Annotated in this window: 15 protein-coding genes and 1 pseudogene; all 16 read left to right on the top strand. The window is 70.5% G+C overall.

Going from position 1 to position 21,810, the window contains the following annotated elements; genetic code table 11:
- The first annotated feature begins 85 nt into the window (after positions 1-85).
- The 16 genes and pseudogenes from JGS39_RS15360 to obgE all read left to right on the top strand — a co-directional run bounded on the left by JGS39_RS15360 (position 86) and on the right by obgE (position 21,754).
- Positions 86-1,105, top strand: a complete 1,020-nt coding sequence (locus tag JGS39_RS15360) for a rod shape-determining protein (RefSeq protein ID WP_219569629.1) — start codon at positions 86-88, stop codon at positions 1,103-1,105.
- A 99-nt stretch (positions 1,106-1,204) separates the two neighbouring features.
- On the top strand, positions 1,205-2,257 hold the full coding sequence (gene mreC, locus JGS39_RS15355) for a rod shape-determining protein MreC (protein ID WP_219569626.1): 1,053 nt from the start codon (positions 1,205-1,207) through the stop codon (positions 2,255-2,257).
- Positions 2,258-2,268: 11 nt separating this feature from the next.
- Positions 2,269-2,934 (top strand): rod shape-determining protein MreD, encoded by a 666-nt coding sequence (mreD, locus tag JGS39_RS15350; RefSeq protein ID WP_219569623.1) that lies wholly within the window; start codon positions 2,269-2,271, stop codon positions 2,932-2,934.
- A gap of 61 nt (positions 2,935-2,995) precedes the next feature.
- Complete coding sequence (mrdA, locus tag JGS39_RS15345; protein WP_219569622.1) at positions 2,996-5,161, top strand: penicillin-binding protein 2; 2,166 nt, start codon at positions 2,996-2,998, stop codon at positions 5,159-5,161.
- Complete coding sequence (gene rodA / locus JGS39_RS15340; RefSeq protein ID WP_219569617.1) at positions 5,161-6,351, top strand: rod shape-determining protein RodA; 1,191 nt, start codon at positions 5,161-5,163, stop codon at positions 6,349-6,351. Before mrdA ends, rodA begins: the two co-directional genes overlap by 1 nt.
- Before the next feature lie 51 nt (positions 6,352-6,402).
- Complete coding sequence (locus tag JGS39_RS15335; RefSeq protein ID WP_219569615.1) at positions 6,403-8,004, top strand: CYTH and CHAD domain-containing protein; 1,602 nt, start codon at positions 6,403-6,405, stop codon at positions 8,002-8,004.
- Positions 8,005-8,054: 50 nt separating this feature from the next.
- Positions 8,055-9,980 carry a TIGR03960 family B12-binding radical SAM protein gene (locus JGS39_RS15330; protein ID WP_219569612.1) on the top strand — a complete coding sequence of 642 codons (1,926 nt, stop codon included), beginning with the start codon at positions 8,055-8,057 and terminating at the stop codon, positions 9,978-9,980.
- 105 nt (positions 9,981-10,085) lie between these two features.
- Positions 10,086-11,276: a hypothetical protein gene (locus tag JGS39_RS15325; protein ID WP_219569609.1), complete on the top strand. Its 1,191-nt coding sequence runs from the start codon at positions 10,086-10,088 to the stop codon at positions 11,274-11,276.
- Between the two features lie 123 nt (positions 11,277-11,399).
- Positions 11,400-12,182, top strand: a complete 783-nt coding sequence (locus JGS39_RS15320; protein WP_219569606.1) for a TIGR03936 family radical SAM-associated protein — start codon at positions 11,400-11,402, stop codon at positions 12,180-12,182.
- Between the two features lie 232 nt (positions 12,183-12,414).
- Positions 12,415-16,309, top strand: a pseudogene (locus JGS39_RS15315) (Rne/Rng family ribonuclease).
- 139 nt (positions 16,310-16,448) lie between these two features.
- On the top strand, positions 16,449-17,339 hold the full coding sequence (gene galU / locus JGS39_RS15310; protein ID WP_219569603.1) for a UTP--glucose-1-phosphate uridylyltransferase GalU: 891 nt from the start codon (positions 16,449-16,451) through the stop codon (positions 17,337-17,339).
- Positions 17,340-17,570: 231 nt separating this feature from the next.
- On the top strand, positions 17,571-18,323 hold the full coding sequence (locus JGS39_RS15305) for a phosphocholine cytidylyltransferase family protein (RefSeq protein ID WP_219569601.1): 753 nt from the start codon (positions 17,571-17,573) through the stop codon (positions 18,321-18,323).
- Positions 18,311-19,372, top strand: a complete 1,062-nt coding sequence (locus JGS39_RS15300) for an iron-containing alcohol dehydrogenase family protein (RefSeq protein ID WP_219569599.1) — start codon at positions 18,311-18,313, stop codon at positions 19,370-19,372. The genes JGS39_RS15305 and JGS39_RS15300 overlap by 13 nt, the downstream gene beginning before the upstream one ends.
- A gap of 209 nt (positions 19,373-19,581) precedes the next feature.
- Positions 19,582-19,902 (top strand): 50S ribosomal protein L21, encoded by a 321-nt coding sequence (gene rplU, locus JGS39_RS15295; RefSeq protein WP_018551604.1) that lies wholly within the window; start codon positions 19,582-19,584, stop codon positions 19,900-19,902.
- Positions 19,903-19,916: 14 nt separating this feature from the next.
- Positions 19,917-20,174, top strand: a complete 258-nt coding sequence (gene rpmA / locus JGS39_RS15290; protein WP_018103204.1) for a 50S ribosomal protein L27 — start codon at positions 19,917-19,919, stop codon at positions 20,172-20,174.
- Positions 20,175-20,314: 140 nt separating this feature from the next.
- Positions 20,315-21,754, top strand: a complete 1,440-nt coding sequence (gene obgE, locus JGS39_RS15285; RefSeq protein WP_219569596.1) for a GTPase ObgE — start codon at positions 20,315-20,317, stop codon at positions 21,752-21,754.
- The last annotated feature ends 56 nt before the right edge of the window (positions 21,755-21,810 follow it).

Here is a 21,810-nt window from a genome sequence, read left to right as displayed (position 1 = left end):
CAGCGCTCACCTCGCCTACCAGAACAAGCCATCGCTTTCGACTGGGAAGGCCCGACGCATCCTCATGGGGAACAAGGGGAACTCAATGTCGTTCATCGGCCGTGACATGGCTATCGACCTCGGGACTGCCAACACGCTGGTGTACGTCAGGGGGCGCGGCATCGTTCTGAACGAGCCGTCCGTCGTGGCCATCAACACCAACACCGGCGGCATTCTCGCGGTCGGGTCCGAGGCCAAGAAGATGATCGGCCGTACGCCGGGCAACATCGTTGCCGTACGGCCCCTGAAGGACGGCGTGATCGCCGACTTCGAGATCACGGAGCGGATGCTCCGCTACTTCATCCTGAAGATCCATAAGCGCCGCTACCTGGCCCGCCCGCGGGTCGTCGTCTGCGTGCCCTCCGGCATCACCGGGGTCGAGCGACGCGCCGTGATCGAGGCGTCGACGCAGGCCGGCGCGCGCCAGGTGCACATCATCGAGGAGCCCATGGCGGCGGCCATCGGTTCCGGCCTGCCGGTCCACGAGGCCACCGGCAATATGGTCGTCGACATCGGTGGCGGCACCACCGAGGTCGCGGTCATCTCGCTCGGCGGAATCGTCACTGCCCAGTCGATCCGGACCGCCGGTGACGAACTGGACAACGCGATCATCCAGCACATCAAGAAGGAGTACTCGCTCCTGCTCGGTGAGCGCACCGCCGAACAGATCAAGATCACCATCGGTTCGGCGTTCGACCTGGAGAAGGACGAGCACACCGAGATCCGCGGCCGTGACCTCGTCTCGGGCCTGCCCAAGACCGTGGTCATCTCCGCCGCCGAGGTCCGCAAGGCGATCGAGGAGCCGGTCAACGCGATCGTCGACGCGGTCAAGACGACGCTGGACAAGTGCCCGCCGGAGCTCTCCGGCGACGTCATGGACCGCGGCATCGTCCTCACCGGCGGCGGTGCGCTGCTGCGCGGTCTGGACGAGCGGCTGCGCCACGAGACGGGCATGCCGATCCACATCGCCGAGAACCCGCTGGACTCCGTGGCGCTCGGCTCCGGCAAGTGCGTCGAGGAGTTCGAGGCGCTCCAGCAGGTGCTGGACGCCCAGCCCCGACGGTAGAAACTCAAGTGACCCTCCGCGCGGACGCTGCCGCTCCGCGCGGAGGATCGTTGATATACAGGCACGAACATTCCTACGAGGAAGGCACGGCCGCCGCACGTGAGGGACACACGAGAGAGCCGGCTGCTCCTGGTGCTGCTGATCGCCATCGCATTCGCACTGATCACGGTGGACATCCGCGGCGGCGAGGAGTCACCGGTGGACGGCGCCCGGCAGGCCGCCGCCACCGTCTTCGGACCGGTGGAGAACGGCGTGGCGGCAGCGGTCGATCCGGTGGGCAACGCCATAGGGGCCGTACGCGCCTCCGGCACCCGCCACGACAAGATCACCGCGCTGGAGCAGGAGAACGCCGCGCTCAAGGTGAGGCTGGGCAGCGACGACCGTAACCGCAGCCGGGTCCGCGAGCTCGACAAGATGCTCAAGAAGTCGGACGCCGGCCAGTACGGCATCAAGGCCGCCGAGGTCATCGCCATAGGAGCGGCCCAGGGCTTCTCCTGGACGGTCACCATCGACGCCGGATCCAGGGACGGTCTCAAGCGCGACATGACCGTCCTCAACGGCGACGGACTCGTCGGCCGCGTCACCACCGTCGGCCCGGACACCGCCACGGTGCTCCTGGCCAACGACCCCGACTTCACCGTCGGCACCCGGATGGAGTCCACCGACGAACTCGGTTTCGCCACCGGCCAGGGCTCGCGCCCGCTGTCCGTCCAGTTCCTGAACGGCAAGGCCAAGGTCAAGAAGGGCGACCGCCTCGTCACCTTCGGCTCCAGCAAGGACAAGCCGTTCGTGCCCGGCGTCCCGGTCGGCGAGGTCGTCCGCGTCGACCCGTCCGGCGGCGACCTGACCCGTACCGTCTACGTCCGCCCGTTCGTCGGCTTCACCAAGCTCGACATCGTCGGCATCGTCGTCCAGGCACCGCGCGAGGACCCGCGCGACGCGGTCCTGCCGAAGAAGGCCGCCAAGCCCGCCAAGCCGAAGCCCACCCCGACCGTCACCGTCACCATCTCGCCCAACGGCGACATCGTCGACACCAGCGGCAACGTGGTCGGGAACATCCACCAGAGCACGGGGCCCAGCGGCAGCCCGGATCCGAACCCCAGTGGGAACGCCACACCGAACGCCGACAACGCGGTAAACGAACAGAGGTAGAGCTGATCCCCATGCGCGTGAACCGGACTCTGCTCTCCATCGTTCTGGTCGTGATCGCCCTGGTCGTCCAGGTATCCGTACTCGCCCGGCTCCAGCTGCCCGGCGCCGTACCCGATCTGCTGCTCATGGTCGTCCTCGGACTGGCCTTCGTGTACGGGCACGTCAGCGGGGCCCTCATCGGCTTCGGCGCGGGCCTCCTCGCCGATCTGGCACCCCCCGCCGACCACGCCGCCGGACGCTACGCCCTGGTGCTCTGCGTCATCGGCTACCTCGCCGGACTGGCCAGGCCCGAGAACGGCCAGCTCAAGTCCGCCTTCCTCCCGATGGCCGTGGTCGTCGCGGCGGCCATCGGATCGACGCTGCTCTACGCGGGCGTCGGAGCCCTCGTCGGCGATACGGCGGCCCGCCACGTGGGCCTGGGCAGCCTGCTGTTCACCGCGGCCGTCTACGACCTGCTCCTCGCGCCGTTCACCGTCCCGCTGATCATGGCCCTCGCCAGACGTACGGTGAACGACCCGCTGACCGAGTCCTCCTCCGGCCGCGGCGACGTCGCGGCCGGCTGGCTCGCCGCGGGCACCGGACTGCGGATCGGCAGCCAGCGCGGCGGACTGCGCGTCAAGGCCGCCCGCAACCGGGCCGCACGCGCCGGACGCATCAAGGGAGTCAAGCGACTGTGAGGACGCACTCCTCCGGGGGCAACCCCCGTACCACCGGCCCGACCACCACCGGGGGCGCCCCGTGACCAACATCCCCGAGACGGGACGGACCCAGCGGGTCCAGATCCGCCTCATCGTCATCCAGGTCCTCGTCTTCTCCCTGCTGCTCACCCTCGGCGGCCGCCTCTGGTACCTCCAGATCCGCAACGGCCAGGAGTACTCCGACGAGGCGAAGAACAACCACGTCCAGCAGGTCGTCCAGCCCGCCGCCCGCGGCTCCATCCTCGACGCCCGCGGCGTACCACTGGCCGACAACGAGACCCGCCTCGTCGTCTCCGCCAGCCGCACCGAACTGCTCAAGATGGACGACGACGGCGCAAGCGTCCTGACCCGGCTCGCCGGCGTCCTCGACATGAAGCCCAAGGACGTCATCGACAAGGTCCGGCTCTGCGACGCGAAGACCCCCCAGCCCTGCTGGAACGGCTCGCCCTACCAGCCGATCCCCGTCACCGACGAGGCCACCACCCAGCAGGCCCTGACGATCCGCGAACGCGCGGAGGCCTTCCCCGGCATCACCGCCGAACCCACCGCCGTCCGCCGCTACGCCGCACCCGGCAAGGCCAACACCGCCCAGGTCCTCGGCTACCTCTCACCCGTCACCGACGACGAGATCACCAAGGCCCAGGACAGCGACTCGCCCTACCTCCGCTCCGACCAGGTCGGCCGCTCCGGCCTGGAGCGCACGTACGACAAGGAGCTGCGCGGCAAGGCCGGCGTCACCCGCTACGAGGTCGACAACCTCGGCCGCGTCATCGGCCAGGCCAAGAACGACGAGGCGGAGGCCGGCGCCAGCGTCGTCACCTCCATCGACGCCCGCGTCCAGTCCGTCGCCGAGTACGAGCTCAACCAGGCCATGAAGGTGGCCCGTACCGAGTTCGACACCAACACCGGCGAGAACTACAAGGCCGACTCCGGCGCCGTCGTCGTCATGGAGGCCAAGACCGGCCGGGTCGTCTCCATGGCCTCCCTGCCCAACTACGACCCCAACGCCTGGGTCGGCGGCATCTCCGCCAAGGACTACGCCAAGCTCACCGGCAAGAACTCCAACTTCCCGCTGCTGAACCGGGCCATCCAGGGCCAGGCCGCCCCCGGCTCCATCTTCAAGGTCATCTCCTCCACCGCCGCGGTCAACGCCGGATACCCCTTCGACGGCAACTACCCCTGCCCCAGCTCGTACTCCATCGGCGGCCAGACCTTCAAGAACTTCGAGTCCCAGGGCTACGGCAGCATCACCATCGGCCGCGCCCTCGAAGTCTCCTGCGACACCGTGTACTACGGCCTCGCGCACAAGGAGTGGCAGAAGGACGGCGGGAACAGCCCCAAGAAGAACCCCAACGACTGGTTCTACAAGACCGCCCACCAGTTCGGTCTCGGCAAGGAGACCGGCATCGACCTCCCCAACGAGGTCAGCGGCCGCGTCCCGGACCGCGAGTGGAAGAAGAACTTCGCCAAGGCCAACCACGACGCGTGGTGCAAGCAGGGCAAGAAGGGCGGTACGTACGTCGAGCAGATCGCGTACGAGAACTGCCTCGAAGGCGACAGGATGCGCGCCGGTGACTCCGTCAACTACTCGATCGGCCAGGGCGACACCCTCGTCACTCCGATCCAGATGGCCACCATCTACGCGGCCATCTCCAACGGCGGCACCCTCTACGACCCCACCGTCGGCAAGGCGATCGTCAGCGGCGACGGACAGACCGTCCAGGAGATCGAGCCGAAGTCGCACGGCAAGCTCCCCTTCACCAAGAAGACGCGCAACGAAATAGACGAAGCCCTCGCGGGTGTCGCGACCCGCGGCTCCGCCGCCTGGCGATTCGGCGGCTGGCCGCAGGACAAGATCCCGATGCACGCCAAGACGGGTACGGCCGAGGTCTACGGCAAGCAGACGACCTCCTGGTTCGCCACGTACACCAAGGACTACTCGATCGTCATGACGATCTCCCAGGGCGGTACGGGTTCCGGAGCATCCGGGCCCGCCGTCCGCAACATCTACAACGCCCTCTACGGACTCGACGCCTCGGGCAAGCAGGACCTCAAGAAGGCCCTGCTGCCGACCCCGCAGAAGTCGCTGCCGAAGATCCAGACGGACGGCACCATCGACGCCCCGAAGATCAAGCCCTACGACCCGGCGTCGCAGAAGCCGGCCAACGAGCAGACGCTCGCCGCAGTGCTGGGGAGGCGTGACTGATGGCAGGCTTCTCCGTCCAGCGGTACGCCCCCGACCGCGGCGCCTGGGGCAAGCTCACCGCCCGCGACTCCGTGGTGCGCCGACTCGACTGGCCGCTGCTCGGTTCGGCGATCGCCCTCTCGTTCATCGGCTCGCTGCTCGTCTGGTCGGCGACCCGCGGACGTGACTCGCTCACCCACGGCGACCCGTACTACTTCCTCTTCCGCCACGCCCTCAACACCGGCATCGGCTTCGCCCTGATGATCGGCACGATCTGGCTCGGCCACCGGACCCTGCGCGGCGCGGTGCCGATCCTTTACGGGCTGTCCGTGGTCCTCGTGATGGCGGTCCTCACCCCGCTCGGCGCCACGGTCAACGGCGCCCACGCCTGGATCCTCCTGCCCGGCGGCTTCTCCCTCCAGCCCTCGGAATTCACCAAGATCACCATCATCCTCGGCATGGCGATGCTGCTCGCCGCCCGCGTCGACGCGGGCGACCAGCTGCACCCCGACCACCGGACCGTCGCCAAGGCCCTCGGCCTGGCCGCGCTCCCGATGGCCGTCGTCATGGGCATGCCGGACCTCGGCTCCGTGATGGTCATGGCCGTCATCGTGCTCGGCGTCCTCCTGGCCTCCGGCGCCTCCAACCGCTGGGTCTTCGGACTCCTCGGCGCGGGCACCGCGGGCGCCGTAGCCATCTGGCAGCTCGGGCTTCTCGACGACTACCAGATCGCCCGGTTCGCCGCTTTCGCCAACCCGGCCCTCGACCCCGCGGGCGTCGGCTACAACACCAACCAGGCCCGGATCGCGATCGGCTCCGGCGGCCTCTCCGGCACCGGCCTCTTCCAGGGCACCCAGACCACCGGCCAGTTCGTCCCCGAGCAGCAGACCGACTTCGTCTTCACCGTCGCCGGTGAGGAACTCGGCTTCCTCGGCGCCGGACTGATCCTGGTCCTGCTCGGCGTCGTCCTGTGGCGCGCCTGCCGCATCGCCCGCGAGACCACCGAGCTCTACGGCACGATCGTCGCCGCGGGCATCATCGCCTGGTTCGCCTTCCAGGCCTTCGAGAACATCGGCATGACGCTCGGCATCATGCCGGTCGCCGGACTGCCCCTGCCGTTCGTCTCCTACGGAGGCTCCTCGATGTTCGCCGTCTGGGTGGCCATCGGACTGCTCCAGTCGATCAGGGTCCAACGGCCGATAACGGCCTGAGCCGTTGCGGGACCACTGCCCATCCGCGTACATCACGTCTAGATTCGATGCATGGCGGACGTGAAGCGCGAGATCGAGCGGAAGTACGAAGCCACTGGTGACGCCCGGCTGCCCGACCTGACGCGGGTGGCCGGAGTCGCCGCCGTGGACCACCGGGGCGCCATCGAGCTCGACGCCGTCTACTACGACACCGAGGACCTCCGCCTCGCCGCCGACAGCATCACCCTGCGTCGCCGCACCGGCGGAGCGGACGCCGGCTGGCACCTCAAGTTCCCGGTCGCCTTCGGCATCCGCGACGAGATCGGGGCCCCGCTCTCCGACACCCTGCCCGCGGACCTGGCCGGCCTCGTCCGCTCCCGGGTCCGCGACACCGCCCTCGTCCCCGTGGTCCGGCTCCGGTCCACCCGCGACGTCCACGTGCTGAACGGCCCGGACGGTGAACCGCTCGCCGAACTCGGCGTCGACGCGGTCCGGGCCCAGCGGCTGCACAGCGGCAACCGCGCCACCGCCTGGACCGAGATCGAGGTCGAACTCGCCGACGACGGCGACCCCGCGTTCCTCGACGCCGTCGAGCGCCGGCTGCGCAAGGCAGGGATACGGCCCTCCGCGTCCCACTCCAAACTCGCCCGGGCCCTGGCCGAGACGTCCCCGAAGAAGAAGACGCTCCCGGAGAAGCCGTCAGCGAAGAAGGAGGCGTCCCCGGAGAAGCCGTCAGCGAAGAAGGAGGCGTCCCCGGAGAAGCGCCAACGGGAGCCCGGCCCGCCCCCGCGCACCGCGGGCGACCACGTCCTCGCCTACGTACGCGAACAGATCACCGAGATCGTGGCCCTCGACCCCGCCGTGCGCCGGGGCCTGCCCGACTCCGTGCACCGGATGCGGGTCGCCACCCGCAGGCTCCGCAGCACCTTCCGCACCTACCGCAAGGTCCTCGACCGCACGGTCACCGACCCCGTCGGAGCCGAGCTGAAGTGGCTCGCGGCGGAGCTCGGCGCCGACCGCGACCAGGAGGTCATCGACGCCCGGCTGCGCACCCGGCTCGACGCTCTGCCCCGCACCCTGGTCCTCGGCCCGGTCCGGGCCCGGCTGCGGATCTGGTCCACGGCCCGTCGCAGCGGCTCCCGCCGCCGTACCGTCGCAGTGCTGGACGGCGCCCGCCACCTCGCACTGCTGGAGACCCTGCACGCACTCCTCGCCGACCCGCCCCTGTTGCCCGCGGCCGCCGGCCCGCCCGGCAAGGCGCTCACCCGCGCCGCGCACAAGAACCACGAACGCCTCGCCGCCCGCATCGCGCGAGCCCTGGAACACCCGCCGGGCCCTGACCGCGACCTCGCCCTGCACGGCGCCCGCAAAGCGGCGAAACGCGCACGGTACGCGGCGGAGGCGGCCCGCCCCGCGCTCGGGAAACCGGCCCGGAAGTCCGCCAAGCGGCTGAAGGCCGTCCAGAGCGTCCTCGGCGACCACCAGGACAGCGTCGTCGCCCGAGACGCCCTGCGCACCCTCGCCGTCCAGGCCCACGCGGCGGGGGAGTCCTCGTTCACCTGGGGCCTGCTGCACGGACAGGAGGAGGCGGCGGCCGCGGCACGGGAGCGGGAACTGCCCGGGGTCTGGGCCAAGGCGTGCAAGGCGGGGATCCGGTCGGCGTCCGGAGGCTGAGCGGCGCGGTACGCTGGATGGTCACCCCTGCCAGCTCTCGAAAGTTCGCGATGTCTGTCGATTCGGTCTTCCCACAGCTCGAAGCTCTGCTCCCGCATGTGCAGAAGCCCATCCAGTACGTCGGCGGTGAGCTGAACTCCACCGTCAAACCGTGGGACGAATGCGACGTCCGCTGGGCCCTCATGTACCCGGACGCCTACGAGGTCGGGCTCCCCAACCAGGGCGTCATGATCCTGTACGAGGTACTCAACGAGCGCGAGGGCGTCCTCGCCGAGCGCACCTACAGCGTCTGGCCGGACCTCGAAGCGCTGATGCGCGAGCACAAGGTTCCGCAGTTCACCGTGGACGGCCACCGCCCGGTCAAGGCGTTCGACGTCTTCGGGCTGAGCTTCTCCACCGAGCTCGGCTACACCAACATGCTCACCGCCCTGGACCTGGCCGGCATCCCGCTCTCCGCCAAGGACCGCGGCCTCGACGACCCGATCGTGCTCGCGGGCGGCCACGCCGCGTTCAACCCCGAACCGATCGCGGAGTTCATCGACTGCGCGGTCATCGGCGACGGCGAGCAGGCGGTCCTGGAGATCACCGAGATCGTCCGCGCCTGGAAGGCCGAGGGCCGCCCCGGCGGCCGCGAGGAGGTGCTGTTCCGCCTCGCGAAGACGGGTGGCGTCTACGTCCCCGGCTTCTACGACGTCGAGTACCTCCCGGACGGCCGCATCGGCCGCGTCGTGCCGAACAAGTCGGGCGTGCCGTGGCGGGTCTCCAAGCACACCGTCATGGACCTCGACGAGTGGCCCTACCCCAAGCAGCCCCTCGTCCCGCTCGCCGAGACCGTCCACGAGCGCATGTCCGTGGAGATCTTCCGCGGCTGCACCCGCGGCTGCCGTTTCTGCCAGGCCGGCATGATCACGCGCCCCGTGCGGGAGCGAAGCATCACCGGCATCGGCGACATGGTGGAGAAGGGCCTCAAGGCGACGGGCTTCGAGGAGGTGGGCCTGCTCTCCCTCTCCTCCGCGGACCACACCGAGATCGGCGAGATCGCCAAGGGCCTCGCCGACCGGTACACCGAGGACAAGATCGGCCTCTCGCTGCCCTCCACCCGCGTCGACGCGTTCAACGTGGACCTGGCCAACGAGCTGACCCGCAACGGCCGCCGTTCCGGTCTCACCTTCGCCCCCGAGGGCGGCTCCGAGCGCATGCGCAAGGTCATCAACAAGATGGTCTCGGAGGAGGACCTGATCCGTACGGTCTCCACCGCGTACGGCAACGGCTGGCGACAGGTGAAGCTGTACTTCATGTGCGGCCTGCCCACCGAGACCGACGAGGACGTCCTCCAGATCGGCGACATGGCGGTCAAGGTGATCGCCAAGGGCCGTGAGGTGTCCGGGCAGAACGACATCCGCTGCACCGTCTCCATCGGCGGCTTCGTCCCCAAGCCGCACACCCCGTTCCAGTGGGCGCCGCAGCTCAGCGCCGAGGAGACCGACGCCCGGCTGACCAAGCTCCGCGACAAGATCCGCGGCGACAAGAAGTACGGCCGCTCGATCGGCTTCCGCTACCACGACGGCAAGCCCGGCATCGTCGAGGGCCTGCTCTCCCGCGGCGACCGCCGGGTCGGCTCCGTCATCCGCGCCGTCTACGAGGCCGGCGGCCGCTTCGACGGCTGGCGCGAGTACTTCAGCTACGACCTGTGGATGAAGAGCGCCGAGAAGGCACTGCCCGAGTTCGGTGTGGACGTCGACTGGTACACCACCCGCGAGCGGACGTACGAAGAGGTCCTGCCCTGGGACCACCTGGACTCCGGTCTCGACAAGGACTGGCTCTGGGAGGACTGGCAGGACTCGCTCGACGAGACCGAGGTCGAGGACTGCCGCTGGACGCCTTGCTTCGATTGTGGCGTCTGCCCTCAGATGGACACGAGCATTCAGATCGGCCCCACCGGCAAGAAGCTCCTGCCGCTGACGGTCGTGAAGTGAGAAACCGTCAGTGAGGTGACACCGCCCGGCTTCTGACGGGTGACATCTCGGTGACGAAGGCCCGGTCGGGGAAACCCCCGACCGGGCCTTCGCGTCATGAGGTGCATGGAATACGGAAAGCACCAGGCACCCGCGCGGTACGAGAGCGGCGACGGCTGCCTCACCACGCTCGTCAGGATTCCGGTGAGGATCGTCGTCCTCGTCCTCGTCCTGCCGGTGCGGATGGTCTGGGACGCCCTCGTCGCGGGCGCGCGTGCTGCCGACCGGATCCTGCTGCGCCCGCTGGGGCGCGCGCTGGCGTGGCTCTTCGAGGTGCTGGTCGTGATTCCGGCCCGATGGCTGTACGCCCAGGTGCTGACCCCACTCGGGCACGGGCTGCGGTGGCTGGCCATGGCGGTGTTCGTGTGGCCGTGGGTCGCGCTGTGGCGGTACGTGGTGGTGCCCGGGGTCCGGTACGGCATCGTGGTGCCGGTCACATGGGTCTACGCGCACGTGCTCACCCCGATCGGGCACGGGCTGCTATGGATCCGGCGGGCGCTTCTGGACCCGGCCGGACGAGGGATCGCGACCGCTGTGAAGTGGCTGCTCACCGTCCTGCTCGTGATGCCGGTGGTCCTGCTGTGGCGGTATGTCCTCAAGCCGCTGGGGCTGGCCGTCGCCTGGCTGGTGGAGCACCTGATCGTGCTGCCACTCGTGTGGACGTACGGGGAACTGCTCACCCCGCTGGGCCACGGCATCGCATGGCTCCTCGATCTCCTGGTCCGCGGCATCGGGGCCGGCTGCCGGGGGCTGTGGGCCGGGGTCCGGTGGCTGGTCACGGTGCTGTTCGTCATCCCGGTGGTCTGGGTGTACCGGCGGATCCTGGCCCCCGTCGGCCGGGAGATCGCTGCCGCGTTCGGCGTCGCCTGGCGGGTCGCCGGGTTTGTCTCGCGGGCCGTCGGCCGGGCGCTGGCGTGGCTGGCATGGCACCTGGTCGGGGCGCCGGTGGCCTGGGCCTACCGCACGGTGTGCACCCCGGTCGGGCACTTCCTGCGTGACGCGGTCTTCGCACCGGCGGGGCGTGCTGCCCTGGCGGTGGGGCGGACGGCCCGGCTGACACTGCGCACAGCCCGCGAGACCGTCCGGCAGGCCAGGCGCGATGCCTGGCGGGCGCTGGTCGGCGGGACACGTGAACCCGAGCCCCGGGAACCTGGAAGCGTCCTTGCGCGTACTCTGGGTAGTACAACGACTGTGCCCAGCGCGGCGCCCGAACCAGAGATCTCCCTGCGGAAAGAGAAATCCGTCCAGCAGGGGTGAGCCGGACCGGACGCCCCCGGGCCACCCGTACTTCGAGGGCGGCGTGTCACCGCGTCCGCTCCGCACCGAGGAGAAGAACCACTGGGCAAGCGACAGCCCGAAGGCCCGCCGCCCGCACCGGCAGTGCAGCGCATCCGACTGCGCTACACCAAGCGCGGCCGCCTCCGGTTCACCAGTCATCGAGACTTCCAGCGTGCCTTCGAGCGGGCGCTGCGCCGCTCCGAGGTGCCCATGGCCTACTCGGCGGGCTTCACCCCGCACCCCAAGGTGTCGTACGCCAACGCCGCACCCACCGGCACGGGCAGCGAGGCCGAGTTCCTGGAGATCGCTCTCACCGAGGCCCGTGATCCGGGCACGCTGCGCGAACTCCTCAACGACTCGCTGCCGGACGGTCTCGACATCACCGACGCCGTCGAGGCCCGCACCTCGGGTCTCGCCGACCGGCTCACCGCCTCCATCTGGGAGATGCGGCTGAACGGGGTCGCCGTGGAGGACGCCGAGAAGGCCGTCGCCGCGTTCAACGCGGCCGAGACCGTCGAGGTCGAGCGCCGCACGAAGAACGGCATCCGCAGCTTCGACGCCCGGTCCGCCGTCGTCGACCTGCAGGCCCTTGATCATCAGCCTGATAGGCCCGGGGACAAGGCCTGTGCGATACTGCGGCTGGTTGTTCGGCACGTGACACCTGCCGTTCGGCCTGACGACGTCCTGTCCGGTCTCCGCGTTGTGGCCGACCTGGCGCCGCCGGTCCCCGCAGCGGTGACCAGGCTGGCGCAGGGGCTCTTCGACGAGGAGTCCGGCACGGTGACCGACCCGCTCGCGCCCGACCGCGAGGCAGCCCCGGCCGTTCTACCCACGGCCACCGGGACCGCCGTCGCGACGGCGCCTGAAGGTGCAGGTTCCGCGTAAGGCGGTCGTTGTAGCGCAGCCCTCGGACTCGGGAGCCACCTGGGCCGGGCCGCGCGCTGACCCATAAGACTTTCGCCAGGCCGTACGCACACCGCGTAGGGAACCGGCGAGCCAGACATTCAGCCCCCGTGCGGCGCCCGCGCCCCGGACGGCGGTACCGCGTACCTCATGCGGACCGTGCCGGACCGGAATCAGACGCGGCGCCCGGGAGCCCGACGGGAGAACCGCCCGCATGCCTCAGCCCACCGAACCCGGCACGGCCGGGAACGCAGAAGACAGCAACACCCCCGGGGACAAGCTGCCGCCGCGCCGCAGGCGCCGCGCGGCATCCCGCCCGGCGGGCCCGCCGACGGCGGGCGCCCAGGCCGGAGCCGAGGCTCCGGCCATACCGGCCGTTGACGCCGGAGTGTCGGAGACCAGTACCGAGAGCGCCGCCGATGCCGCGCCGCCCGTCCGTGCGCGCCGCCGCGCCGTCCGTAAGGCGACCGCGCCTGCCGGTGCGCCGCAGGCCGCCGAGACCGTGGAGGTCGTGGAGGTCGCGTCGTCGTGCGTCCCGTAAGGCGACCGCCCCTGCCGGAGCGCCGCAGGCCGCCGAGGTGGCCGAGATCGTCGAGGAGGCCGTCGCGGCCGAGGCCGTCGAGCCCGCCGTGACCGAGCCCCCCGTGACCGAGCCCGCCGTGACCGAGGCGCCGCGTGGCCGTACCAGGCGCAGGGCCTCCGCCCCCGCCGGTGCGCCGCAGGCCGCCCGGACCGAAGCCGTCGTGGAGCCGGAGCCGGTTGTCGCGGCCCCCGAGCCGGTCGAGGAAGAGGCCGCGGAGCCCGTCGAGGCCCCGCGTGGCCGCCGCCGTGCCTCCCGCAAGGCGACCTCTCCCGCAGGCGCCCCGCAGGTCACGGAAGCCGTCGAGGAGCGCGACCAGACGGGCGAGAGCCTGCCCGAGGCAGCCGTGGAGGAGCTGGCCGCCGAGACCGCCGAGGTCGAGGAGGCCGCCCCGCGCGGCCGTCAGCGCCGCCGCGCCACCGCCGCCGCGGGCCGCCCCGAGTTCACCGGCAAGGTCGAGGAGCCCGCGCGCCGGAGCCGCCGGGCGGAGCGTCCCGCCGTCGCCGTGTTCCAGGCGCCGGTCTTCGCCGAGCCGATGTTCCAGACCCCGGAGACCGCTGCCGCCGCGGCCGCCGCCCAGCCCCCCGTCGCGCACGACGAGGAGCTCGAGGACGAGACCGTGACGGCGGAGGAGCAGAGCACCGCCCCCGCCGAGCCGGCCGCCCCCGCCGAGGCCGCGCCGCAGGGCGGTTCGCGTCGCCGTCGCCGTCGCCGCGGTGAGGCCGCCGAGGCCGAGCCCGTCGCCGCGCCCGCCCCGGCCGCCGCTCCGGTCCAGGAGCAGGCCGAGGACGAGCAGGAGCCTTCGAACGAGAGCGACGCCGAGCAGGACGGGGAGGAGACCGACGAGTACGGCGACCGCCCGTCGCGCCGCCGTCGTCGCGGAGGCCGTCGCCGCCGCCGTGGCGAGTCCGCCGAGGACGACGCCGCCGAGCAGCACGCCGACGACTCCGCCGACCACTCCGAGGACGAGCACGAGTCCGCTCAGGAGTCCGAGGACGAGGGCGACGACGAGCAGGACGACAACGACTCCGGTGCCTCCGGGTCGAGCAGCAGCCGTCGGCGCCGTCGCCGTCGCCGTCGCAGCGGTGACTCCGCGTCCGACGCCGAGAACGGCACGGACGACCCGGAGCGCACGGTCGTCAAGGTCCGTGAGCCCCGCAAGAAGGAGGCCGAGCGCGAGCCCGGCACCGGCTTCGACGAGGTCCAGTCCATCAAGGGCTCGACCCGTATGGAGGCGAAGAAGCAGCGCCGCCGCGAGGGCCGCGAGCAGGGCCGCCGCCGGGTGCCGATCATCACCGAGGCGGAGTTCCTCGCCCGGCGCGAGGCCGTCGAGCGCGTCATGGTCGTCCGCCAGAACGGCGAGCGCACCCAGATCGGCGTCCTCGAGGACAACGTGCTCGTCGAGCACTACGTCAACAAGGAGCAGGCCACCAGCTACGTCGGCAACGTCTACCTGGGCAAGGTCCAGAACGTCCTGCCGTCGATGGAGGCCGCCTTCGTCGACATCGGCAAGGGCCGCAACGCCGTCCTGTACGCCGGTGAGGTCAACTTCGAGGCGCTCGGCATGGCCCACGGGCCGCGCCGTATCGAGACCGCGCTCAAGTCCGGCCAGTCCGTCCTCGTCCAGGTGACGAAGGACCCGATCGGCCACAAGGGCGCCCGCCTGACCAGCCAGGTCTCGCTGCCCGGCCGCTACCTGGTCTACGTGCCCGAGGGCTCGATGACGGGGATCAGCCGCAAGCTGCCCGACACCGAGCGCGCCCGGCTCAAGACCATCCTCAAGAAGATCGTTCCCGAGGACGCGGGCGTCATCGTCCGCACCGCCGCGGAGGGCGCGAGCGAGGACGAGCTGCGCCGTGACGTGGAGCGGCTGCAGCAGCAGTGGGAGGACATCCAGAAGAAGTCGAAGAGCAGCGGCAGCTCCAACGCGCCGACGCTTCTCTACGGCGAGCCGGACATGACCGTCCGGGTCGTCCGCGACATCTTCAACGAGGACTTCTCCAAGGTCATCGTCAGCGGTGACGACGCGTGGGAGACGATCTACGGCTACGTCTCGCACGTGGCGCCCGACCTGACGGACCGGCTGTCGCGGTGGACCTCCGAGGTCGACATCTTCGCGACGTACCGGATCGACGAGCAGCTCATGAAGGCGCTGGACCGCAAGGTCTACCTGCCGAGCGGCGGCTCGCTGGTGATCGACAAGACCGAGGCGATGGTCGTCGTCGACGTCAACACCGGCAAGTTCACCGGTCAGGGCGGCAACCTGGAAGAGACCGTCACCAAGAACAACCTGGAGGCGGCCGAGGAGATCGTGCGCCAGCTGCGGCTGCGCGACCTCGGCGGCATCGTCGTCGTCGACTTCATCGACATGGTGCTGGAGTCCAACCGGGACCTGGTGCTGCGGCGCCTGCTGGAGTGCCTGGGACGCGACCGTACGAAGCACCAGGTCGCCGAGGTCACCTCGCTGGGCCTGGTCCAGATGACCCGTAAGCGGGTCGGCCAGGGCCTGCTGGAGTCCTTCTCCGAGACCTGTGTCCACTGCAACGGGCGCGGCGTGATCGTGCACATGGAGCAGCCCACCTCGGTCGGTGGCGGCGGCAACGGCAAGCGTTCCAAGAAGCGCCGCGGCGGCTCGGGCCAGGACCACGAGCACGACCACGAGCACGTCTCCGAGACGGACACCGACGTCGAGACCGAGGCGGAGGTGGCTGCGGAGGTCGCCGCTCCGCTGGCGCTTCCCGAGCCGGAGTTCGTCCCGGACGAGGAGCTGTACAGCAGCCCCGCCGAGGCCGAGGCGGCAGCCGGGCGCGGCCGCGGCCGTCGCCGGGCCACGCGCAAGGCGACGGCCCCGGCCGGCGCCCCGAGGTCCGCGTCCGCCCCGGCCCCCGTGGCCGAGCCGGTCGTGACGCCGGAGCCCGTGGTGGAGCCGGAGCCGGTCGTCGCACCGGAGCCGGTCGCCGAAGCCCCGGTCGCCGAGGCCCCGGCCGAGGCGCCGCAGGGCCGTACGCGCCGTCGGGCGACCCGTAAGGCGACCGCCCCGGCGGGTTCGCCGGCCCCGGCGGCCGAGCCCGCCCCGGTCGTCGAGCCGGCCCCGGCGGCCGAGCCCGCCCCCGTGGCCGAGGAGCCGGTGTCCGACGCCGACCCGGTCGCCGCGGAGGACCCGGTCGTCGAGGCGCCGCACGCCGAGGCCCCTGCCGAGGAGCCGGCCGCACCGCCGCGTGCCCGGCGCCGGGCGACCCGTAAGGCCACCTCACCCGCGGGTTCGCCCGCAGGTGCCGAGGAGGCCGCGGTCGTCGTGGTGACGGGCGCCGAGCCGGAGTCAGCCCCCGAGGCCGACGCCGAACCGGCACCGGCCAAGAAGGCGGCCCGCAAGACCGCGAAGAAGGCCACGGCCAAGAAGGCGGCCGTCAAGAAGACGGCGGCCAAGAAGACCGTCGCCAAGAAGACGACGGCCAAGAAGGCGGCGAAGAAGACGGTGGCGGCCGAGCAGTCGTCGGCCACCGTCACGGCTTCGGCCGACGAGGCCTGACCCACCCGGGGCCTGTGTCCGATCGGCACAGGCCCCGGCACCGCGCGCGACGCAGTCGGGCCGGTCCCTCCACGGGGCCGGCCGGCTGCGTTCCGGCGCCCGGCCGGTCCCCGTAACCCCACACGGAAGCTCTTCCCACATGCACAAGATCCAGAAGGCCGTCATACCTGCCGCCGGGCTCGGTACCCGGTTCCTGCCGGCGACGAAAGCCACTCCCAAGGAGATGCTTCCGGTCGTCGACAAGCCGGCGATCCAGTACGTCGTGGAGGAGGCCGCCGCCGCGGGGCTGAACGACGTGTTGATGATCACCGGGCGCAACAAGCGTGCCCTGGAGGACCACTTCGACCGGAACTACGAGCTGGAGTCGGCGCTGACCCGCAAGGGCGACGACGAACGGCTGGTCCGGGTCCAGGAGTCAAGCGAACTGGCGACCATGCACTACGTCCGGCAGGGCGACCCGAAGGGCCTCGGCCACGCCGTCCTGTGCGCGGAGCCGCATGTGGGTGACGAGCCCTTCGCGGTGCTGCTCGGCGACGACCTGATCGACCCGCGTGATCCGCTGCTGGCCCGCATGACCGAGATCCAGGAGCGTGAGGGCGGCAGCGTCGTCGCGCTGATGGAGGTCGCTCCCGAGCAGATCCACCTGTACGGATGCGCCGCGGTGGAGGTCACGCCCGAGGCCGACGTGGTCCGGGTCACCGGACTGGTCGAGAAGCCTGAAGCGGGCGACGCCCCCAGCAATCTCGCCGTCATCGGACGCTATGTACTGGACCCGGCCGTCTTCGGCGTGCTGCGGGACACGGAGCCGGGCCGGGGCGGCGAGATCCAGCTGACCGACGCACTGCAGCAGCTGGCCGCCGACGAGAAGCTCGGCGGCCCGGTCCACGGTGTCGTCTTCCGGGGCCGCCGGTACGACACCGGTGACCGGGGCGACTATCTGCGGGCCATCGTCAGGCTCGCCTGCGAGCGCGAGGACCTGGGGCCCGACTTCCGGACCTGGCTGCGCGACTTCGCGGCCACCGAGCTCTGAGAGGCTGTCGGGTGACCTGCGATCGGGCGCCCACGCCCTGGCACACGCTTCCCGCGTTGCCGAAATGCCCGGGCAGCTCCCGCTGCCAGGACATCCCGGCGACTTGGAATCGCACGCACCGGACCGCGTCCGACTTTCCGGTCTCAGGTCACCCGGCAGCCTCTGAGTCACGGCTGCCCCACCCACTCATCCAAGACACCCGCACCGCACCAAGGACCAAGGAGAACCCTCATGATCGGCATGATTCTGGCGGCCGGCGCAGGCCGTCGTCTGCGCCCCTACACCGACACGCTTCCCAAGGCCCTGGTGCCGGTCGGTCCCGAGGGTGACGAGGAGAGCCTGACCGTCGTCGACCTGACGCTCGGCAACTTCGCCGAGGTCGGCCTGACCGACGTCGCCATCATCGTGGGCTACCGCAAGGAGGCCCTGTACGAGCGCAAGGCCGCCCTTGAGGCGAAGTACGGCGTGACCCTCACGCTGATCGACAACGACAAGGCCGAGGAGTGGAACAACGCCTACTCCCTCTGGTGCGGCCGTGACGCACTCAAGGACGGCGTGATCCTCGCCAACGGCGACACCGTGCACCCCGTCTCCGTCGAGAAGACGCTGCTCGCCGCCCGCGGCGAGGGCAAGAAGATCATCCTCGCCCTCGACACGGTGAAGCAGCTGGCGGACGAGGAGATGAAGGTCGTCGTCGACCCCGCCAAGGGCGTGCAGCGGATCACGAAGCTGATGGACCCGGCCGAGGCCACCGGTGAGTACATCGGTGTCACCCTCATCGAGGGTGACGCGGCCGAGGAGCTGGCCGACGCGCTGAAGACCACGTTCGAGCGCGACCCGGACCTCTACTACGAGGACGGCTACCAGGAGCTCGTCAACCGCGGCTTCAAGGTCGACGTGGAGCCGATCGGCGACGTCAAGTGGGTCGAGATCGACAACCACGAGGACCTGGCCAAGGGCAGGACCATCGCGTGCCAGTACTGACCCGGCTGATCCCCGCACCGGTCGTCGTCGACATCCGGGCCGGCGCTCTGTCCGATCTGGCGGGTGTCCTCGCCGATCAGCGGATCTCCGGCTCGGGCAAACTGGCGATCGCGATCAGCGGGGGTTCCGGACGGGCGCTGCGGGAGCGGCTCTCGGACAGCCTGCCGGGTGCTTCCTGGTTCGAGGTGGGCGGCGGCACGCTGGACGACGCCGTCAAGCTCGCCGAGGCCATGAAGTCCGGCAGGTACGACGCCGTCGTCGGGCTCGGCGGCGGCAAGATCATCGACTGTGCGAAGTTCGCCGCTGCCCGGGTCGGGCTGCCGCTGGTCGCCGTGGCGACGAACCTGTCCCACGACGGGCTGTGCTCACCGGTGGCCACGCTGGACAACGACGCGGGCCGCGGCTCGTACGGTGTCCCGAACCCGATCGCCGTCGTCATCGACCTCGACATCATCCGTGAGGCACCGGTCCGCTTCGTGCGGTCCGGGATCGGTGACGCGCTCTCGAACATCTCCGCCGTCGCGGACTGGGAGCTCGCCCACCGGGTCAACGGTGAGGACATCGACGGACTGGCCGCCGCGATGGCCCGGCAGGCCGGCGAGGCCGTGCTGCGCCATCCAGGGGCCCTGGGTGACGACGGCTTCCTCCAGGTGCTGGCCGAGGGGCTGGTGCTGACCGGCATCTCGATGTCGGTGGCGGGGGACAGCCGTCCCGCCTCGGGTGCCTGCCACGAGATCAACCACGCCTTCGACCTGCTCTTCCCCGAGCGAGCCGCGAGCCACGGTGAGCAGTGCGGTCTGGGCGCGGCGTTCGCCATGCACCTGCGGGGCGCGCACCAGGAGTCCGTACGGATGGCCGGTTCGCTGCGGCGCCACGGCCTGCCGGTCACGGCGGAGGAGATGGGGTTCAGCGCGGAGGAGTTCGTCCAGGTGGTCGGCTTCGCCCCCCGGACCAGGCCGGGCCGCTACACGATCCTGGAGCATCTGGACCTGTCCCCGGACGGGATCCGGGACGCCTACGCCGACTACGTAGAGGCCATCGGATCCTGAGGCCGGGCCCCGGAAAGGGGCCCGGTTTGACCGGGCTGTACAGGTCCCCGTAATCTTGACCGTCGGCGTTTGTTTCGCCACACCTCTGAGCACTGACCTCCCGCTCGTTCGGGAGAGGCCGCTCGTCCAATCCGGATCATCACGGGTCCCCGGACCCGTGTGAGCGGCTGGCTTCAGGGGTTTCGTCTTCGAGTGAGAGTGAGATCCGCGTGTACGCCATCGTGCGCAGCGGTGGTCGCCAGCACAAGGTTGCTGTCGGCGACATCGTTGAGGTTGACAAGATTCCCACCGCCAAGGTTGGCGACACGGTAGAGCTCTCTACCCTGCTCGTTGTCGACGGCGACGCCGTGACCAGCGACCCGTGGGTGCTTGACGGCATCAAGGTCCAGGCCGAGATTGTGGACCACCACAAGGGCGCGAAGATCGACATCCTTCGCTACAAGAACAAGACCGGCTACCGCCGTCGCCAGGGTCACCGCCAGCAGTACACGGCGATCAAGGTCACCGGTATCCCCGCGGCTGCGAAGTAAGGGACTGAGGAGACATGGCACACAAGAAGGGCGCATCGTCCACCCGGAACGGGCGCGATTCCAATGCTCAGCGGCTCGGCGTGAAGCGCTTCGGCGGTCAGGCCGTCAACGCCGGTGAGATCCTGGTCCGCCAGCGCGGCACCCACTTCCACCCGGGCACGGGCGTCGGCCGTGGCGGCGACGACACGCTGTTCGCCCTCGCCGCCGGTGCGGTCGAGTTCGGTACGCACCGTGGCCGCAAGGTCGTGAACATCGTTCCGATCGCCGGCTGAATTCGGCGCTCGTAGAGCGGTATGACGTGGAGGCGGACCTCACTTCCTTTTACGGGAAGTGGGTCCGCCTTTCGCGTGTTGCTCCTACAGGGGCGCATGAGCGAGACATTTCTGTACGTATGTAACTGGAGGTTCCACCCATGACCACCTTCGTGGACCGCGTCGAACTGCATGTCGCCGCGGGTAACGGAGGCCACGGCTGTGCCTCCGTTCACCGTGAGAAGTTCAAGCCGCTCGGCGGCCCGGACGGCGGCAACGGCGGCCGTGGCGGCGACGTGACCCTGATCGTCGATCAGGCGGTCACCACGCTCCTCGAATACCACCACCACCCCCACCGCAAGGCCACCAACGGCCAGCCCGGCGCGGGCGACAACCGCACCGGCAAGGAGGGCCAGGACCTGGTCCTGCCCGTGCCGGACGGCACCGTCGTCCTCGACAGCGAGGGCAACGTGCTGGCCGACCTCGTCGGCCAGGGCACGATGTTCATCGCCGGCCAGGGCGGCCGCGGCGGCCTCGGCAACGGCGCGCTGGCCTCCGCCCGCCGCAAGGCCCCCGGCTTCGCGCTGCTCGGCGAGCCCGGTGAGGCCCGGGACGTCGTCCTGGAGCTGAAGACCGTCGCCGACGTGGCGCTCGTCGGCTACCCGAGCGCGGGCAAGTCCTCGCTGATCTCGGTCCTGTCGGCCGCCAAGCCGAAGATCGCCGACTACCCGTTCACGACCCTCGTCCCGAACCTGGGCGTGGTCACCGCGGGCAGCACCGTCTACACCATCGCCGACGTACCGGGCCTGATCCCGGGCGCCAGCCAGGGCAAGGGCCTCGGCCTGGAGTTCCTGCGGCACGTCGAGCGCTGCTCGGTACTCGTCCACGTACTGGACACGGCGACGCTGGAGTCCGACCGCGACCCGGTCTCCGACCTCGACATGATCGAGGAGGAGCTCAAGCTGTACGGGGGTCTGGAGGACCGGCCCCGTATCGTCGTGCTCAACAAGATCGACATCCCGGACGGCCAGGACCTCGCGGACATGATCCGTCCCGAGCTGGAGGAGCGCGGCTACCGCGTCTTCGAGGCGTCCGCCGTCGCGCGCACCGGTCTCAAGGAGCTCTCCTTCGCGCTGGCCGGCGTCATCGCCGAGGCGCGTGCCGCCAAGCCGGTGGAGGAGGCGACCCGTATCGTCATCCGGCCCAAGGCCGTGGACGACGCCGGCTTCACGGTGAAGCTGGAGGACGACGGCATCTACCGGGTGCGCGGCGAGAAGCCGGAGCGCTGGGTGCGCCAGACCGACTTCAACAACGACGAGGCCGTCGGCTACCTCGCGGACCGGCTGAACCGGCTGGGCGTCGAGGACCAGCTGCGCAAGGCAGGTGCCAGGGCCGGCGACGGTGTGGCCATCGGTGCCGAGGACAACGCCGTGGTCTTCGACTGGGAGCCCACGGTGACGGCCGGAGCGGAGATGCTCGGCCGCCGCGGTGAGGACCACCGTCTGGAGGAGCCGCGTCCGGCGGCGCAGCGCCGCCGTGACCGTGAGACGGAGCGCGACGACGTCAGCAAGGAGTACCAGGAGTTCGATCCGTTCGCGTAGGACGGATGTGTGAGGGGCGTGTCCCCGTACCGGTTCACCGGTACGGGGACACGCCC

This window comes from Streptomyces poriferorum (assembly GCF_019399235.1).
Classification (GTDB): domain Bacteria; phylum Actinomycetota; class Actinomycetes; order Streptomycetales; family Streptomycetaceae; genus Streptomyces; species Streptomyces poriferorum.
The sequence above is the reverse complement of the archived record's forward strand: the minus strand, read 5'-3'. Positions and strand labels throughout refer to the sequence as shown.

Bases quoted from the DNA above. Each gene is read 5' to 3' on its own strand.
- JGS39_RS15335 (WP_219569615.1), top strand. From the start codon at position 6,403: ATGGCGGACGTGAAGCGCGAGATCGAGCGGAAGTACGAAGCCACTGGT.
- mreD (WP_219569623.1), top strand. From the start codon at position 2,269: ATGCGCGTGAACCGGACTCTGCTCTCCATCGTTCTGGTCGTGATCGCC.
- rpmA (WP_018103204.1), top strand. From the start codon at position 19,917: ATGGCACACAAGAAGGGCGCATCGTCCACCCGGAACGGGCGCGATTCC.
- JGS39_RS15360 (WP_219569629.1), top strand. From the start codon at position 86: ATGTCGTTCATCGGCCGTGACATGGCTATCGACCTCGGGACTGCCAAC.
- rodA (WP_219569617.1), top strand. From the start codon at position 5,161: ATGGCAGGCTTCTCCGTCCAGCGGTACGCCCCCGACCGCGGCGCCTGG.
- JGS39_RS15330 (WP_219569612.1), top strand. From the start codon at position 8,055: ATGTCTGTCGATTCGGTCTTCCCACAGCTCGAAGCTCTGCTCCCGCAT.
- galU (WP_219569603.1), top strand. From the start codon at position 16,449: ATGCACAAGATCCAGAAGGCCGTCATACCTGCCGCCGGGCTCGGTACC.
- JGS39_RS15305 (WP_219569601.1), top strand. From the start codon at position 17,571: ATGATCGGCATGATTCTGGCGGCCGGCGCAGGCCGTCGTCTGCGCCCC.
- obgE (WP_219569596.1), top strand. From the start codon at position 20,315: ATGACCACCTTCGTGGACCGCGTCGAACTGCATGTCGCCGCGGGTAAC.
- JGS39_RS15325 (WP_219569609.1), top strand. From the start codon at position 10,086: ATGGAATACGGAAAGCACCAGGCACCCGCGCGGTACGAGAGCGGCGAC.